9 protein-coding genes and 1 riboswitch are annotated in these 16,951 nt (G+C 74.5%); of the genes, 6 read left to right on the forward strand and 3 right to left on the reverse strand.

Annotated features, from left to right (window positions below):
• The first annotated feature begins 116 nt into the window (after positions 1-116).
• Positions 117-1,367, forward strand: a complete 1,251-nt coding sequence (locus ABZY31_RS06895) for a glycoside hydrolase family 6 protein (RefSeq protein ID WP_356405590.1) — start codon at positions 117-119, stop codon at positions 1,365-1,367.
• A 33-nt stretch (positions 1,368-1,400) separates the two neighbouring features.
• Positions 1,401-2,669 carry a GNAT family N-acetyltransferase gene (locus ABZY31_RS06900; protein ID WP_356405591.1) on the forward strand — a complete coding sequence of 423 codons (1,269 nt, stop codon included), beginning with the start codon at positions 1,401-1,403 and terminating at the stop codon, positions 2,667-2,669.
• On the opposite strand, the gene ABZY31_RS06905 is transcribed toward ABZY31_RS06900, so the two are convergent.
• Positions 2,666-4,942, reverse strand: a complete 2,277-nt coding sequence (locus ABZY31_RS06905) for a germacradienol/geosmin synthase (protein WP_356405593.1) — start codon at positions 4,940-4,942, stop codon at positions 2,666-2,668. The genes ABZY31_RS06900 and ABZY31_RS06905 overlap by 4 nt on opposite strands.
• Before the next feature lie 292 nt (positions 4,943-5,234).
• On the opposite strand from ABZY31_RS06905, the gene ABZY31_RS06910 reads away from it, so the two are divergent.
• Positions 5,235-6,155: a hypothetical protein gene (locus tag ABZY31_RS06910; protein WP_356405595.1), complete on the forward strand. Its 921-nt coding sequence runs from the start codon at positions 5,235-5,237 to the stop codon at positions 6,153-6,155.
• A 92-nt stretch (positions 6,156-6,247) separates the two neighbouring features.
• Here the strand turns inward: ABZY31_RS06910 and ABZY31_RS06915 are convergent, their stop codons facing one another.
• Together ABZY31_RS06915 and cobN are read right to left on the reverse strand one after the other, a co-directional pair.
• Positions 6,248-8,305, reverse strand: coding sequence for an ABC transporter ATP-binding protein (locus ABZY31_RS06915; protein ID WP_356405597.1), 2,058 nt, complete (start codon positions 8,303-8,305; stop codon positions 6,248-6,250).
• Between the two features lie 419 nt (positions 8,306-8,724).
• Positions 8,725-12,351 carry a cobaltochelatase subunit CobN gene (cobN, locus tag ABZY31_RS06920; RefSeq protein WP_356405599.1) on the reverse strand — a complete coding sequence of 1,209 codons (3,627 nt, stop codon included), beginning with the start codon at positions 12,349-12,351 and terminating at the stop codon, positions 8,725-8,727.
• 32 nt (positions 12,352-12,383) lie between these two features.
• A riboswitch (cobalamin riboswitch) is annotated at positions 12,384-12,547 on the reverse strand.
• Between the two features lie 767 nt (positions 12,548-13,314).
• Here cobN and cobG point away from each other — a divergent pair.
• The 3 genes from cobG to ABZY31_RS06935 are packed head-to-tail and all read left to right on the forward strand — an operon-like array spanning position 13,315 to position 16,942.
• Positions 13,315-14,724: a precorrin-3B synthase gene (cobG, locus tag ABZY31_RS06925; protein WP_356405601.1), complete on the forward strand. Its 1,410-nt coding sequence runs from the start codon at positions 13,315-13,317 to the stop codon at positions 14,722-14,724.
• 8 nt (positions 14,725-14,732) lie between these two features.
• Positions 14,733-15,380, forward strand: coding sequence for a precorrin-8X methylmutase (locus ABZY31_RS06930; RefSeq protein WP_356405603.1), 648 nt, complete (start codon positions 14,733-14,735; stop codon positions 15,378-15,380).
• Positions 15,377-16,942 (forward strand): precorrin-2 C(20)-methyltransferase, encoded by a 1,566-nt coding sequence (locus tag ABZY31_RS06935; protein ID WP_356405605.1) that lies wholly within the window; start codon positions 15,377-15,379, stop codon positions 16,940-16,942. Before ABZY31_RS06930 ends, ABZY31_RS06935 begins: the two co-directional genes overlap by 4 nt.
• Positions 16,943-16,951 lie beyond the last annotated feature (9 nt).

Below are 16,951 nucleotides of genomic sequence, written 5' to 3' on the forward strand. Positions count from 1 at the left end.
GTCCCGGCCCGCCCCCGCCGTACGCCCACGCGCGCGACCCGCACGGGTTGCTCCGTACCGCCGCCCGGGTAACCGCCCTTGACCCGGGCGGCGCGGCTGCGCGAGCGTCGCCGGGCATGCGCCACCGACACCTCGCCCGCACGGGCCTGCTCGTCGCCGTCCTCGCCGCGCTCACCGCGCCGGCGTCCGCGACCGCCCGCACCGCCCCGCCGCCCCTCACCGCGCCCGCAGCGGTCCGGGCCGCCACCGGCCACGGCCGGACGCTCTTCGTGCCCCCCGCCCACCCCGGAGCCGCCGTCCAGGCGCGGGAACTGGCCGCCGCCGGCCACCTCCGGGAGGCCGCCGGGATCACCGCCATGGCCGCCACCCCGCACGCCGTCTGGCTCGGCGACCAGAGCCCCGCCCGCGCGGAAGCCGAGGCGCGGGCCGTCACCGAGGCCGCCGCCGGACAGGGGGCGCTGCCCGTGCTGGTCCTCTACAACGTGCCCGGGCGGGACTGCGGGCAGTACTCCGCGGGCGGCGCCAGGGACGGCGCGGCCTACCGCGCCTGGGTCGACGCGGTCGCCCGCGGCATCGGCGACCGCCCGGCGAGCGTGATCCTGGAGCCCGACTCGCTGGCCCTGCTGCCGCGGGAATGCGCCCCCGCGACGGGCGGCGCCGACGGCGCGGCCGTCCGCTCCGCGGAGGAGACGGCCGGACGCCGGACCGCCGCCCGCCTCGCGCAGATCGGGTACGCCGCCCGCGTCCTGGAGGCCGGGCCCGCCACCGCCGTGTACCTCGACGCGGGACACGCGGCCTGGCACCCCGTGCACACCATCGTCCCCCGACTGCGGCAGGCGGGGATCGCGGCCGCCACCGGCTTCGCCGTCAACGTCGCCCACTACCAGTCGGACGAGGCCACCAGCTGGTTCGCCACCCTCGTCTCCGCCTGCCTCGCCCACGTCGAGACCGGCGGCCTCGCCACCGACTGCCCCGACCAGTGGCGTCCGCGCGCCGAGGCCCGCGCCTGGCTCGCCACGCACCCCGGCACCGCCGCCCGGGCCCGGATGAAGCACTACGTCAGCGACACCAGCCGCAACGGCAGGGGCGCCTGGACCGCACCTGCGGGCCGGTACCGCGACCCGCAGGACTGGTGCAACCCGCCCGGCCGGGGCCTCGGCGCCCGCCCCACCACCGCCACCGGCGACCCGCTGGAGGACGCCCGGTTCTGGATCAAAACCCCGGGCGCCTCGGACGGCGCCTGCCTGCGCGGCACCGCGGGCCCGCTGGACCCCGAACGCGGGACCGCCGGACCCCCGGCCGGTGACTGGTTCCCGCAGCAGGCGCTCGAACTCGTCAGGCGGGCGAATCCAGCCATTTTGCGGTGACCGGTCCATCCGTGAGCGATTAGTCTCCCGATCATGGCGGACATGCGGGCGGAGCGGAGCGGAGACAAGACGGTGGAGATTCGTGAGGTGCCCGAGTCCGATGTGGACCGGGCCCTGGAACTCGCGTACATGGTCTTCCACGACCGCCCCGCGAAGGAAGTGCGCGCGCACCACCGCACGATGCTGCTCGGCTGCGAGCGGCTCGCCGCCTACGACGGGGACGCGCTGGTCGGTTTCATGGCCGCGCACCGCTTCCGGCTCTCGGTGCCCGGGGCGGACCTGCCCTGTCCCGGGATCACCTTCGTCTCCGTCGCCCCCACCCACCGGCGGCGCGGCGTGCTCACCGCGCTGATGGAGGAGATGCTGCGCCGCACGGCCGACTCCGGGCGCCCCGTCGCCGCGCTCTGGGCCTCCGAATCCCTCATCTACGGCCGTTTCGGCTACGGTTCGGCGACCCAGGGCGCCACCATCGAGATCGACTCGACCCGCCCGCTCGCCCTGCGCGTCGGCCCCGACGGGCGCCCGCTGCGCCTGATCGACCCGGCGGACGCGCCGGACGTGCTCGGCCCCCACCACGAGGCCTCCCGCGCCCGGCGCGCCGGACGTCCCACCCGCGACGCCTACCGCTGGCGCGAGGAATGGCTGCGCGAGGAGGACGAGGAGGACGAGGAGCTCAGCCCGCCGCGGATCATCGCGCTGGGGGAGGCGGGGGAGCCGCTCGCCGGATACGTCCTCTACCGCACGAAGCCGGAGGGGGACGGCGGGCCCCTCAAGGCCCCCGGACTGGTCCGGGTCGACGAGCTGGAGGCGGACACCCCGGCCGTGGCCGCCGCCCTGTGGAGCTGCCTGGCCGCCCTGGACCTGACCGGGAGGGTGGTCGCCCACAACCGCCCGCTGGACGATCCCCTGCTGCACTTCGCCGCCGACCGCGACCAGGTACGGGTGACCGGCCAGTACCCGGCGCTGTGGCTGCGGCTGGTCGACGTACGCGCGGCGCTGACCGCGCGGTCGTGGGCGGCGCCCGTCGACCTCGTGCTGGAGGTGGCCGACGGGCGCCTGCCCGCCAACGCGGGCCGGTTCCGGCTGGCGGCGGGGCCGGACGGGGCGGCGTACGAGACCACCGGGGCGGCCGCGGACCTGGCGCTCGACGTCCGCGACCTGGCGGCCTGCTACCTCGGCGGGACCCGGGTCGCGGAACTGGTGCGCGCGGGCCTCGTCGAGGAACGCACACCGGGTGCGGCGGCCGCCCTGGACGACGCCCTGCGGACGGGTGTCCTGCCGCACACCTCCGACGAGTTCTAGGGGGTCGGCGCGGCCCGCAGTGCGTCGATCGCCCTGACCGCGGACATCCCGAAGTCCGCACCGAGCCGGGGGAAGACCGAGGTGCCCGCCGCCCCGGAGGCGCCGGTGAACCCGGGACCCGGGCCCTGCGGCAACGCGTGCAGGTCCTCCGCGCGGTAACGCTTCACCTTCTGGTGCCAGTTGAGGATGCCCGCGAGCCAGTCCTGGAGCTCGTGGACATAGGCGTCGAGTCCGGCCCGGGCCTGCGCGTCGAGCTTCCAGTCGTCGTAGAGGAGCGGCAGCTGGGTGCGCGCGATGTGCTCGAACTCCTCGGTGCGCTGCGCCTGGAGGGCGTGGCAGATGTGCAGGGCCCGGGGGTAGTCGATGTCGAAGAAGTTCCGGGTGACGAGCACGTAGTTGTGCACCTCGCCCTCGACCTCGATCTCCTTCTGGTAGGAGAAGATGTCGTTGATCAGGCACGCCGCGTCGGCCGCGGCGTTCTCCAGGGACCGGATGATCCCCGACCGGTAGATGTCCTCCGGGATGCCGCGGCCGGCCTGTCCGAGCCGGCACAGGTACATCGTGAGGTTGCTGCCGAAGGTGGCGCGGCGCATCTCGGCGTAGTCGACGGGGTCCGGGATCCGGTTCAGGATCTGGTTCTCCACCTCCCACAGCCAGCTCGACATCATGTCCACCAGCGTGGCCCGGAACTCGCCGCGCACCGTCTCGTCCATGTCGGCCGCGGTCCGCAGCCACAGGTCGGCGAGCCCGCGCTCCATGGCGGTCACCGGCACCAGCGCCTCGGCGGGATCCACCGGGATCATGCCGATCAGCCGCGCGGTGGCCGCCTTGGCGGCGGTCAGGTTCTTGGGGTGCGCGAAGGCCACGGGGTAGTAATCGTCCCCGTACGTTCCCCAGCTCAGCCAGCACGCGTTCAGCGCGAGGGCTTCGGGCGTGGCGTCCGGGTCGATCCCGGCGGAGCAGAGCGCGAAGTCGTAGCCCCGGAACTTCTCTTCGGTCCAGATGGCGGAAGCGGGATCGCCCGGCTGCGGTTCGAGCATGCCCATCCGGTGGCACCAGGCCACCGACTCCTCCAGCGCGTGGGCGTGGTGGGGGCTGAGTTCGAGCGGGAAGGGCATGCGGATGTCCGGGATCACGGACGGGCCGGTGCGCTCGAAGGGGACGTGGGTGAAGCTGCGACGGCGCAGGTCGTGGGCGCGCGGGGCGAACACCGAGCGGACGTCCAGGGCGGTGGTGCCGAGCCCGGAGGGCAGGAAGGGCAGGGTGAGCGGAGTGGTGGACCGCGCTTCCTTGTTCATGTAGCGGCTGGAGACCATGTGCCACTCGTGGCCGCCGGACTGCCAGTCCTGCAGGCCCTTCGTGTAGGCGAGGACCGCCGCGATCTCGGCCGGATCCAGGGCGTGGTCGGCGAAGAGCTGGGGGAGTTCGGCGAGCGCGGTGTGCTCGAACTGCTGGAGCCGCGAGGTGAGCAGGTCGTTGGAGGCCTCGGCGGCCTCCTGGGTGGTGCAGTCCAGGAAGGTCTCCAGCACCAGGATGGCGTTGGACAGCTCGCCTTCGTCGGCCACCTCGCGCTGGTAGCTGAAGATGTCGTTCCGGATGTGCACGGCGTCGGAGAAGGCGTCGCGCAGCACGCCGAGCGGGCGCGAGTGCGCGATCCGGGCGGGCACCTCGGCCGACACGTACTCGATCAGACCCGCGGACCAGGGGGCGCCGCCCACCTTGCGGCGCATCTCGATGTACTCCAGCGGGTTCGCGATCCGCCCGATGTTGATGTTGGCGAGTTCCCACATCGACTCGTTGAGCAGGTTCCTGGTGCTCACGGAGAACCGCTCGCGCCAGGCCATCGACATGTGGGGGACGGTCCGGGCCCACAGATCGGCCAGGCCCGCCTCCACCGGGTTCGTGGCCTCGGGGAAGCCGTCGGCGAGGTCCATGGGCATGAAGGCGGCGAGCCGGTCGAGGTAGTCCTTGGCGCCGTCGCGGTCCTGGGAGCGCTTGTACATCTCCAGGAAGTGGTCGTCGAAGAAGAAGACCCACACGTACCAGTCGGTGACGAGCGAGAGGGCCTCGCTGTCGCAGTCCGGGTGGGTGTAGGAGCAGAGCAGCGCGTAGTCGTGCGAATCCAGGTCGTGCTCCTCCCAGACCCCGGACCCCTCCAGCATCCCGAACGTGCGCGCCCACTGCTTGGTGTGGGCGCGCGCGGATTCGAGGTGGGGGTTCAGGCGCGCCGGATACGGCACGTAGAAGTCCGGCAGTTGGAACGGCTGCGTCACGGGAGGCTCGGCCTTTCGTCAGGGCGTGCGGGGGTGCGGATCCGGCGGCGCCCCCGCACGAGGTCAGCAGGGCCCTACCCCTGATGCCGGTCGGATAAGGGGTAGTTCACTTCTTCAGGTGACACGTGCGGGGTTCGGTGGCGCGGGCGGGCGCGATGTGGTGGGGACCCGGGACGGTGGTGGGCGGGGCTCGGCGGGGAGGGGCGGGCATGATGGGTGGGGGCGTGCTACGGGGGCCCGGTGGCGGGTGTCCGGATTCGGGGCCGGGGCCATGGAAGAAGGGGGAGTGCTCGTGTCGTATCTGTACCGAGGGGTTGGCAGGGTCGTGGGGGCGGCCGGGCTGGTGCTGCTCGTCGCGGTGGGGGCGGCGGGGCCGGCGGGAGCGGTGGGTGTGGTGAATGTGGCGGGTGTGGCGGGTCCGCTGGAGTTCCCGCGGGCCGACGACGGGCCGCGGCTCGGCTTCTCCGGGGCCACCACCCTCCAGATCGAGACGGGTGAGCGGGTCTACGTCGGCCTCGAAGGGATGCCCGAGGGCTGGAAGGAGGCCGTCGTCTCCTCGCCCGCGCTGGCGGAGCCGGTTCCGTTCGTCCCCGCGCCCGGGGGGCCGCCGGGCACCGGCCAGGTCGCCGATCCGGCGCACACCTACCTCGTCCGCGCCGGCATCGCCCCCGGCACGTACCCCGTCGCAGTGAGCAGTGGGGGACGTACGGTCGCCACCGACCGGATCACGGTCGTCGCGCCGGGAGCGGCGTACATCAGCCGGTTCGCCTTCGGCCCGAGGGAGGACTTCCTGGGCGGCAGCGACTCGACGCCCGTCCGGCCGGGCGCGGAGGCCCGCATCGTCCTCACCGACTACCGGCCCGCGGACGGCGAGAAGACCGTGGTGGTCACCTCGCCCGTCTTCGCCGGTCCGGTGACGCTCCGCCGGGACGGTCCGGACGACCCCGGCTGCAAGTGCGACGACGGCGGCACCGTCTACGCGGGGCACGCCCGGGTCCGCGCCGGCACGGCGGTGGGGACGTACCCCATGACCGCCGTCAGCCATCACGGCAAGGAGACCACCACCCGGCAGGTGACCATCGCCGGTGAGCGGGTGCCGGACACCCGCCCCTGGCTGATCGGCGGGATCGGGGCCGCCGTGCTCCTCGGGCTCTCGGCGGTGTTCCGGTCGGTGCTCGCCCGGCGCGGCCGCAAGGCGGCCGACCGGGCGTAACGGCTTCCGGGGGGCGCGGCGCACCCCGTCCGGGAGGGGGCGCGCGCGCCCCACCACCGCGGCATGCCATGGGCGCCGCGGCCCCCGGGACGTCACCCCGCGGGGGTCCCGGTGGTGTCCTGGTCCGGTGCGCAGGCGCTCTGCTGCGGGAGGACGGGCGGGCCGCCGTCGGCGCTCGCGTGCCCCCCGGCTTGCCCGTGCGGTCCCTGCTGCCCGTACTGTCCGGCCTGCATCCGGAACATCGCCGCGTAGCGGCCGCCGAGGGCCAACAGGTCTTCGTGGCCGCCCTGTTCGACCAGCCGTCCCTCGTGCAGCACGTAGATCACGTCGGCGTACCGCACCCCGGACATCCGGTGCGGCACCAGGACCACCGCCCGCTGCGGACCGGCCAGGCCGCGGATGCTGTCGAAGGCCGCGATCTCCGCCTCCGGGTCGAGCGCCGAGGTGGGCTCGTCCACGATCAGGACGCGGGCGTCGCGGTAGTGCGTGCGGGCCAGCCCGAACTTCTGCCACTGGCCGCCGGAGAGTTCCGACGCGCCCCGGAACACCCGGGCGAGCAGGGTCTCGTAGCCGTGCGGCAGCGACTCCACCACCCGGTCGGCCCCGGCGTACCGGGCGGCCGCGACCACCTCGGCGGCCCATTCGACCGAGCGGTCCGCCTCCGCCGGGTCCGGCCGGCCGATGGCGATGTTGGTAGCGGCGGTCACCGGCCAGCGCTCGAAGTCCTGGGTGAGCAGCGCCACCCGGTCGAAGACCGCAGCCCGGTCGGCCTCCCGGACCTCCACCCCGTCCCAGGTCAGCGTCCCCGTGTCGGGCAGGTGCAGCCCCGCCAGGACCTTGACGAGGGTGCTCTTGCCGGAGCCGTTCTCGCCGACCAGCGCGACGACGCTGCCCGCCTCGATGCTCAGCGAGATGTCCGTGAGCGCGGGCTCCGACCGATCCGGGTAGCTGAACCCGACCCCCGCGAGGCGGACCGTACCGAGGCGATCGGGCAGCGGCAGGCCGCCGGAGGGGATCGCGCGGCCCTCGGCGGCCTCGACGAAGCGGTCCAAGTCCCGTACGTACAGCGACTCTTCGTGCAGGGTGTTGGTGGTATCGACGAGCGCGCCGAGCGCGGCGGAGCCCGTCCGGACGGCGAGCACCGCGGTACCGGCCACCGCGAGGTCCATCCGGCCGCTCGCGATGAGCGCGCCCATCGCGGCGTACGTCACCAGCGCCGCGGCCCCGGACAGCGCGGCGGCCAGCAGTTCCGTGGCGGCCTTGTCCTTCGCGAGGCGGGTGGCCTCGGTCTCGGCGTGCTCGGCCATGGTGCGGTAGTGGCCGAGGAGATAGCGGCCGACGCCGTGGACCCGTACCTCCGCGGCGGACGTACGGCTGATCAGGAGCTGGCCGATCAGCCGGGCCGCGCGGACGTGCTCCACCCAGGTGATGACGGACAGGTAGCGCCGCTGCGCCACCCGCATCGCGCCCCAGCCGCGCGGGGCGGCGATCAGCACCAGCAGCGGCAGGAGCGCGGGATGCAGCACGGTGAGCACGCCGGCGGCGGCGACGAGCGAGAGCAGACCGTTGAGGGTGGCCACGCAGGCGCCGACCATCCGGCGGGCGGACGGCGGCCCCCACTGGGCGCTGTCGAGGAGCCTGCGGAACTCGCCGTCCTCGATGGCGTCGAGTTCCACGGTGATCGAGGCCTGCAAGTACCGCTCCGTGGCGGCCCGTTCGACCTTGGGTTCCAGCCGTCCGGCGGCAGCGGTGGACCGGGAGGCGAGGACGGCGCCCAGTACGGCGACCAGCGCGCCCAGGGCCAGGGCGGGCAGCGCGGAGTGCAGGCGGTCGGCGGGGCTGCCTCCGCCGAACAGGGTCCGCAGCACCTGGTTGACGACCAGCAGCCCGACGGCTGAGGTCAGCCCCTGGCCGGCCTCGGCGACGGCCACCGTCACCAGGGCGGCCCGGTCGGTGGCCCAGGCGAGCCGCAGCGTCCCGCCGACCATGCGGGGCATGGTCCGCAGGGTGCTCAGGAGCCGGCTCTCCAGCTGGGCGTAGTCGTGGCTGGCCCACCCGGCGTCGTAGCGCAGGGGGCCGCCGAAGAGCTGCCGCTCGCTGGCGGAGGCGGTCGGCCGCTCGGGCACGGAAGGCCGCCTAAGGAGCCTCATGCGCGCCCACCCCCCGCCGCGCCGCGTCCGCCCGGGCGGACGTCGGCGGAGCCGCTCCGCGGACCTTCGTGATCGAACACCACACGAACACGCTGAGCACGCACGGAACGCACGATTCCTCCCGAGATGACGCCACTGCGAACTGACGCCGCTAGAACGGCCCTGTTCAGGACAGGGTCACGACCGCCCGGGAGCTAATGCCCGCTCGAATGTGCGGAGTCGGAGCCACGCCCCAAGGCCCACCGGCTTCCCTCCCCGTGATCCGGCGTTCGAACCACCCGGACGATGCGCCACCCCCCAACGAGGGATTGCGCCGCGGCGGAAGACCCCGGAGGATCGGGGTCACGGCAACGGGCCCGCCCGGCCAGGTCTGGTGACCTGGGCGGATGGGCCCGTCAGCGTGCGGGAGAGGGGGAGCGTTACTCCGCTTCCGCCTCCAGGTTGCCTTCCGTGTCCAGGTACACCTGGCGCAGGGCTTCCAGCGTCGCCGCGTCCGGCTTTTCCCACATGCCGCGGGATTCCGCTTCCAGGAGGCGTTCGGCGATGCCGTGGAGGGCCCAGGGGTTGGCCTCCTCCAGGAAGGCGCGGTTCTCGGGGTCCAGGACGTACGTCTGCGTCAGCTTGTCGTACATCCAGTCGGCGATCACGCCGGTCGTGGCGTCGTAGCCGAACAGGTAGTCCACCGTCGCCGCCAGTTCGAAGGCGCCCTTGTAGCCGTGGCGGCGCATCGCCTCGATCCACTTCGGGTTGACCACGCGGGCGCGGAAGACGCGCGAGGTCTCCTCCACCAGGGTGCGGGTGCGGACCGTCTCCGGGCGGGTCGAGTCGCCGATGTACGCCTCGGGGGCCGTGCCGCGTAGGGCGCGGACGGTGGCGACCATGCCGCCGTGGTACTGGAAGTAGTCGTCCGAGTCGGCGATGTCGTGCTCGCGGGTGTCCGTGTTCTTGGCGGCCACCGTGATGCGCTTGTACGCGGTCTCCATCTCGGTGCGCGCGGAGCGGCCGTTCAGGCCGCGGCCGTAGGCGTAGCCGCCCCACACCGTGTAGACCTCCGCCAGGTCGGCGTCCGTGCGCCAGTCGCGGGAGTCGATCAGCTGGAGGATGCCCGCGCCGTACGTGCCCGGGCGCGAGCCGAAGATACGGGTGGTCGCGCGCCGTTCGTCGCCGTGTTCGGCCAGGTCCGCCTGGGCGTGGGCCCGGATGAAGTTCTGCTCCGCGGGCTCGTCCAGGCCCGCCGCCAGCCGTACCGCGTCGTCCAGCAGGCCGATGACGTGCGGGAACGCGTCGCGGAAGAAGCCCGAGATGCGCAGCGTGACGTCGATGCGCGGACGGCCCAGCTCCGCGAGCGGGACGGGCTCGACGCCCGTCACGCGCCGCGAGGCCTCGTCCCACACCGGGCGGACGCCGAGCAGCGCCAGCGCCTCGGCCACGTCGTCGCCCGCGGTGCGCATGGCGCTCGTTCCCCACAGGGACAGGCCGACGGAGGCGGGCCACTCGCCGTTGTCCGTGCGGTAGCGGGTCAGCAGCGAGTCCGCGAGGGCCTGGCCGGTCTCCCACGCGAGGCGGGAGGGGACGGCCTTCGGGTCCACGGAGTAGAAGTTGCGGCCGGTGGGCAGGACGTTGACCAGCCCGCGCAGCGGCGAACCGGACGGGCCCGCCGGGACGAAGCCGCCCGCCAGCGCGTGCACCGCGTGGGTCAGCTCGTCCGTCGTGGCCGCCAGGCGCGGGACCACCTCGGTCGCGGCGAAGGCGAGGATGTCCGCGACGCCGGCCGGGTGGCCCTCGGCGACCGCGGCGACGGCCGAAGGGGCCCAGTCGGCCGCCTCCATGGCCTCGACGAGGGTGCGGGCCACGGCCTCCACCTCGTCGGCCGAGGTCCGGGTGGGCGCGGCCTCGTCCAGGCCGAGCGCCTCGCGCAGGCCCGGAAGCGCCGTCGTACCGCCCCAGATCTGGCGGGCGCGCAGGATGGACAGGACCAGGTTGACGCGGTCCGGGCCGGCCGGGGCGCCGCCCAGCACGTGCAGGCCGTCGCGGATCTGCGCGTCCTTGACCTCGCAGAGCCAGCCGTCGACGTGCAGCAGGAAGTCGTCGAAGCCGTCGTCGTCCGGGCGGGCCTCCAGGCCCAGGTCGTGGTCGAGCTTCGCGGCCTGGATCAGGGTCCAGATCTGGGCTCGGATCGCGGGCAGCTTGGCCGGGTCCATGGAGGAGATCTGCGCGTACTCGTCCAGGTGCTGCTCCAGGCGCGCGATGTCGCCGTACGACTCCGCGCGGGCCATCGGCGGCACCAGGTGGTCGACCAGGGTCGCGTGCACGCGGCGCTTGGCCTGGGTGCCCTCGCCCGGGTCGTTGACCAGGAACGGGTAGACGAGCGGGAGGTCGCCGAGCGCGGCGTCCGGCGCACAGGAGGCGGAGAGGCCGGCGTTCTTGCCGGGCAGCCACTCCAGGTTGCCGTGCTTGCCCAGGTGGATCATGGCGTCGGCGCCGAAACCGCCGTCCTCGGCCGCGGCCTGGATCCAGCGGTAGGCGGCGAGGTAGTGGTGCGAGGGCGGGAGGTCCGGGTCGTGGTAGATCGCGATCGGGTTCTCGCCGAAGCCGCGCGGCGGCTGGATGAGGATGAGCAGGTTCCCGCGGCGCAGCGCCGCCAGCACGATGTCGCCGTCGGGGTCGCCGCCGGCCGCGGTGCGCGAGCGGTCCAGGAACATGTTGCCGGGCGCCTGCCCCCAGTGCTCCTCGACGCCTTCGCGCAGCTCGCCGGGGAGCGTGGCGTACCAGCGGCGGTAGTCGGCGGCCGGGATCCGGACCGGGTTGCGGGCCAGCTGCTCCTCGGTGAGCCAGTCCTGGTCGTGGCCGCCGGCCTCGATCAGCGCGCGGATCAGCTCGTCCCCGTCGCCGGAGACCAGACCGGGGATCTCCTCGGCCGGGCCGAAGTCGTAGCCCTCCGCGATCAGGCGGCGCAGCAGTGCGACGGCGCTGGCGGGGGTGTCGAGACCGACGGCGTTGCCGATGCGGGAGTGCTTGGTGGGGTACGCGGAGAGGACGAGCGCGATCCGCTTCTCGGCGTTCGGGGTGTGCCGCAGCCGGGCGTGGCGTACGGCGATGCCCGCGACGCGGGCGGCCCGCTCGGGATCGGCGACGTACGCCGGGAGGCCGTCCTCGTCGATCTCCTTGAAGGAGAACGGGACGGTGATCAGCCGGCCGTCGAACTCCGGTACCGCGACCTGGCTGGCCGAGTCGAGCGGGGACAGGCCCTCGTCGCTCTCCTGCCACGTCTCGCGGGAACCGGTCAGGCACAGCGCCTGCAGGATCGGTACGTCGAGGGCGGCGAGCGCGCCCGCGTCCCACGACTCGTCGTCGCCGCCCGCCGAGGCCTCGGCGGGGCGGGTGCCGCCCGCCGCCAGGACCGTGGTCACGATGGCGTCCGCCGTCGCCAGCTCCGCGAGCAGTTCCGGCTCGGGGGAGCGCAGCGAGGAGACGTACAGCGGCACGGGCACGCCGCCCGCGTCCACCACGGCGTCCGCGAGGCCGTGCACGAAGGCGGTGTTGCCGCTCATGTGGTGGGCGCGGTAGTAGAGCACCGCGATCCGGGGGCCCGTGGCCGGCACCGCCGCGCGCTCCAGCCTGCCCCAGGTGGGCGCGGCCGCGGGCGGGTCGAAGCCGTGGCCGGTGAGCAGCACGGTGTCCGAGAGGAAGCGGGCCAGCTGCTCCAGGTTGGCCGGGCCGCCGTGCGCGAGGTAGGCGTGGGCCTCGGCCGCGATGCCGATGGGGACGGTGGAGGCCTCCATCAGCTGGGCGTCGGGGGCCTGTTCGCCGGTCAGGACGACGACCGGCCGGGGCTGGTCGGCGGCGAGGAGCAGGTCGAGCCCCTCCTGCCAGGCGCGCAGGCCGCCGAGGAGGCGTACGACGACCAGGTCCACGCCGTCGAGCAGCGCGGGGAGGTCGTCGAGGGGGAGCCGGGAAGGGTTCGCGAACCGGTACGGGACCGGGCCGTCGTCCGAGGCGCGGGCACTGAGCAGATCGGTGTCGGACGTCGACAGCAGCAGGATCATGCGGCGGCGGGCCTTCCTCGGGGTTTCCGCGCCCCGGGCAGTGAGGACGACGGGAGTTCCTGACTCACCCGGTGGCGCGGTGGGGCGCTGCCGGATTCACAGTGGCGGGACCGCGCCGGAATCGCACCGGGCTTCCTCCCATGTCGCCGTCCTCGGCGATGACGGGCCGAATGGCCCGTCGAGGGGCCATCTTAGGTGCCGGGGCGAGCGGATGGCAGGTGGGGGCGGTTCCCGGGGTGGATCGCTGGCGCGGGGCCGGGGTTTGGTGGTGCGGGGCCGGGTTTTGGCGGCGGGTGCGGGTCGTGGGGCCTGTGGTGTGCCCTCAATCGCCGGGCGGGCTGGATTTGGTTCGGGTGGTCGGGTGGCCGCGGGTGCTGGGCGGGCTGGGTGTGGCTGGGGGTGGGTGTGTGGCTGCGGGTGTTGGGCGGGCTGGGATTGGCAGGCGGGTGGGTCGTTGGGCCGGGGTGGTGGTGGCCTTGGCTGTGTTGGCGGGTGCGGGTGGTGGGGCCTCCGGCGGGCCCTCAAACGCCGGGCGGGCTGATTTTGGCGACCGGGGTGCCGGGCAGGCCGGATCGGACTGGGGTGGTTGTGTGGCCAGGGTGTGGGGGCTGGAATTGGCTGCGCCGGGATGCGGGCAAATTTCAGCCTCGCCGGCGTTTGAGGCGCCGCCGGAGGCTCCACATGGCGGCAGTCGCCAACGCACCGGCGGCTGACGGGCGCGCAGGCCCGGGCCGCGGGGCCGGCGGCATCTGGGCGTGCGCCGGGCCGGGTCGGTGGCATGGGGGCGTGCCGGGCCAGGCCGGGCCGGGTCGGTGGCATGCGGGCGTGCCGGGCCAGGTCGGGCCGGGGCGCGGCGACGGCATGCGGGCGGGCAGAGCCCGGGGCGGCGGGGCGTGGCCGGGGGGACGGGGCGTGGTGACGGACACAGGTCGGCGGGCGCCGATCGTGGGTATGCTCGCCGCCATGCCCCCGCCCTCTTCCGCCGCATCCCGGGACGAACCCGTCATACGGGACCGCGGCGACGCCTGCCCCGGCGCGCTGCGCTTGCACGCGGCGGACGACGGGCACCTCGCCCGGATCCGGATCCCCGGGGGTCTGCTCACGGCGGATGCCGCCGCCGCAGTGGCCGACGCCGCGGACCGGCTCGGCGACGGGCACCTCGACCTCACCTCGCGGGGCAACGCGCAGCTGCGCGGCCTCGGCGCGAGCTGCGGCGGCGAACTCGCCGCCCTGCTGACCGCCGCCGGACTGCTGCCCGCCGCAGCGGCCACCCACGAACGCGTCCGCAACATCGTCGCCTCGCCCCTCTCCGGGCTCGACCGGCAGGGTCGCCCCGACGTCACGCCGTGGGTCGGCGCGCTGGACCGGCTGCTGTGCGCGAGCGGGCCCGCGGCCGCGCTGTCCGGGCGCTTCCTCTTCGCCCTCGACGACGGACGCGGCGACGTGTCCTCGCTCGCACCCGACGTGCACGTGCTGGCCCTGAAGCGCGGAATGGCCGTGCTGTGGACGCACGATGACACCGACGCGGTCGCCGTGGGCCACCAGGACGCCCCCCGGGCGGCCCTGACGGTCGCCCGGTACTTCCTCGACGTGGTCCACGAAGCCGGCACCAAGGCCTGGCGGGTGAGCGAGCTTCCCGTCGAACAACGCCCGGAGTCCGGGGAGTTGCTCAAGCGGTTGCGGGAGCGGGGCATTTCGGCCGAGCGGGCCCACGGCTTCCGGCGCCGGACCGGACCCGGGCCCCGCCCGGGTCCGGTGGCGGGACTGGACCCGGACCACGTCGCCCTCTCGGTACTGGCCCCGCTGGGCCGGCTGACCAGCGCCCAGTGGCGCCTGCTCGCCGCCACGGCCACCGCCGCGGCCGGGACCCTGCGGCTCACGCCCTGGCGCGGGATCGTCGTTCCCGGTGTCCGCGCGGCCACGGCCGCCGACACCCTCGCCCGGCTCGCCGACGCCGGGCTGGTCACGGCGCCCGGCGACCCGTGGGAGAACGTGAGCGCCTGCACCGGGCGGCCCGGCTGCGCGAAGGCGCTGGCCGACGTACGGGCCGACGCCCGCGCGGTCGTGGCCCGTTCGGGCGCGGCGGGCGGACCGGACGCACCGGTCCCCGCGGCACCGGCACTGCCCGTGCACTGGTCCGGGTGCGAGCGGCGCTGCGGGCACCCGCGCGCCCGCGCCTGGGTGGACCTGGTCGCCGGGCCCCGGGGGTACGGCGTCACCGTGGCCGGCCCGCGCGCCGGGCACGCGGTGCGGGAGGACGTACCGGCCACCCCCGAGGACCTGACCGCCGCCCTCGCGGAAGCGGATGCGGAAGCCGCGTTCCACCAGCCCCACCCGACCCAGCACACCCAGCAGCCTCAGCGGCAGATGTAGTTGAAGAGATGAGCGAGTACACAGTGTTCGAGTACGAGAAGGACGGCGCCGCGATCTACCGCCAGTCCTTTGCCACGATCCGCGCCGAGGCGGACCTCGCCGGGCTGCCCGCCTCGGTGTCGCAGGTCGCCGTACGCATGATCCACGCGTGCGGGATGACCGACCTGACCAAGGATCTGGGGTACACGCCGGACGTGGTGCTGCGCGCCCGCGCCGCGCTGAACGCGGGGGCGCCCATCCTGTGCGACGTCCGCATGGTCGCCAGCGGGGTCACCCGCAAGCGGCTGCCCGCCGACAACGAGGTGATCTGCACCCTGTCGGACCCGGCCGTACCGGACCTGGCCGCGAAGATGGGCACCACGCGCAGCGCCGCCGCCCTCGAACTCTGGCGCAACCGCGACCTGTTGGAAGGCTCCGTGATCGCCGTCGGCAACGCGCCGACCGCCCTCTTCCGGCTGCTGGAGATGATCGAGGAAGGCGCGCCCCGTCCGGCCGCCGTCATCGGCGTGCCCGTCGGATTCATCGGCGCCGCCGAATCCAAGGACGCGCTCGCCGCCCACCCCTCGGGGCTGGACCACCTGATCGTCCGGGGGCGGCGCGGCGGCAGCGCCATCGCCGCCGCCGCCGTCAACGCGATCGCGAGCGAGGAAGAATGAGCGCCACCAGCGCCACCAGCGCGACGACCACCCCCGCCACCACCGGTGCCGCCGGTACGGGAGCCGCGGCCGGACGGCTCTACGGCGTGGGCCTCGGCCCCGGCGACCCCTCCCTGATGACCCTGCGGGCCGTTCAGGTGATCGCGGAGGCGGACGTCGTCGCCTACCACAGCGCCCGCCACGGACGTTCCATCGCCCGCTCGATCGCGGCCGCCCACCTGCGCGCGGACCACATCGAAGAGCCGCTGGTCTACCCGCTCACCACCGAGAGCACCGATCACCCCGGCGGCTACCAGGGAGCGATGGAGGAGTTCTACGAGGCCTCCGCCGCCCGGCTCGGCGCCCACCTCGACGCGGGCCGGACCGTGGCCGTGCTCGCCGAGGGCGACCCGCTCTTCTACGGCTCGTACATGCACATGCACAAGCGGCTCGCCGACCGGTACGCGACCGAGGTGATCCCCGGGGTCACCTCCGTCAGCGCCGCCGCCGCCCGCCTGCAGACCCCCCTCGTCGAGGGCGAGGAGGTGCTCACGATCCTGCCCGGCACGCTGCCCGAGGAAGAACTGACGGCCCGTCTGGCGGCCACCGACTCCGCCGTGGTGATGAAGCTCGGCCGCACCTTCCCCGCCGTGCGGCGGGCGATGGAAACGTCCGGGCGGCTGCCCGAGGCGCGCTACGTCGAGCGCGCGACGATGGCCGGGGAGCGCACCGGGATGCTCGCGGACACCGACCCCGAGACCGTGCCGTACTTCGCCGTGGCCGTGCTGCCGAGCCGGATCGGCAACCCCGGCTGCCGGCCCGCGCCCGCGCCGGGCGCCGTCGGCGAGGTCGTCGTCGTGGGCACCGGACCGGCCGGTCCCCTGTGGCTGACCCCGGAGACGAAGCGCGCGCTGGCCGACGCGGACGCGCTGGTCGGGTACACGACCTACCTCGACCGGGTGCCCGTACGGCCGGGCCAGGTCCGGCACGGCTCCGACAACAAGGTCGAGTTCGAGCGGGCCGAGTTCGCGCTCGACCTGGCCCGGCGCGGGCAGCGCGTCGCGGTGGTCTCCGGCGGCGACCCGGGCGTCTTCGCCATGGCCACGGCGGTCCTGGAAGTCGCCTCGCAGGACGAGCACGCGGACATTCCGGTCCGGGTGCTGCCCGGGGTCACCGCCGCCAACGCGGCCGCCGCGGCCGCGGGCGCGCCGCTCGGCCACGACTACGCCACGATCTCGCTGTCCGACCGGCTCAAGCCGTGGGAGGTCATCGCGCAGCGGCTGCACGCCGCGGCCGGAGCCGACTTGGTGATCGCCCTGTACAACCCCGGTTCGCGTAGCCGCACTTGGCAGGTCGGCAAGGCCCGCGAACTGCTGCTGGAGCACCGGGCGCCGGACACCCCGGTGGTGCTGGCCCGTGATGTGGGCGGCCCGGAGCAGTCCATCCGGATCGTGCGGCTCGCGGATCTGGACCCGGCGCAGGTGGACATGCGGACGCTGCTGCTGATCGGCTCGTCGCAGACGCGGGTGGTCCGGCGCGGGGACGGGCGGCAGATCGTCTGGACGCCGCGGCGCTACGGGTAGTCCCGGTTA

The organism is Streptomyces sp. NPDC006529, from assembly GCF_040611795.1.
Lineage (GTDB): Bacteria > Actinomycetota > Actinomycetes > Streptomycetales > Streptomycetaceae > Streptomyces.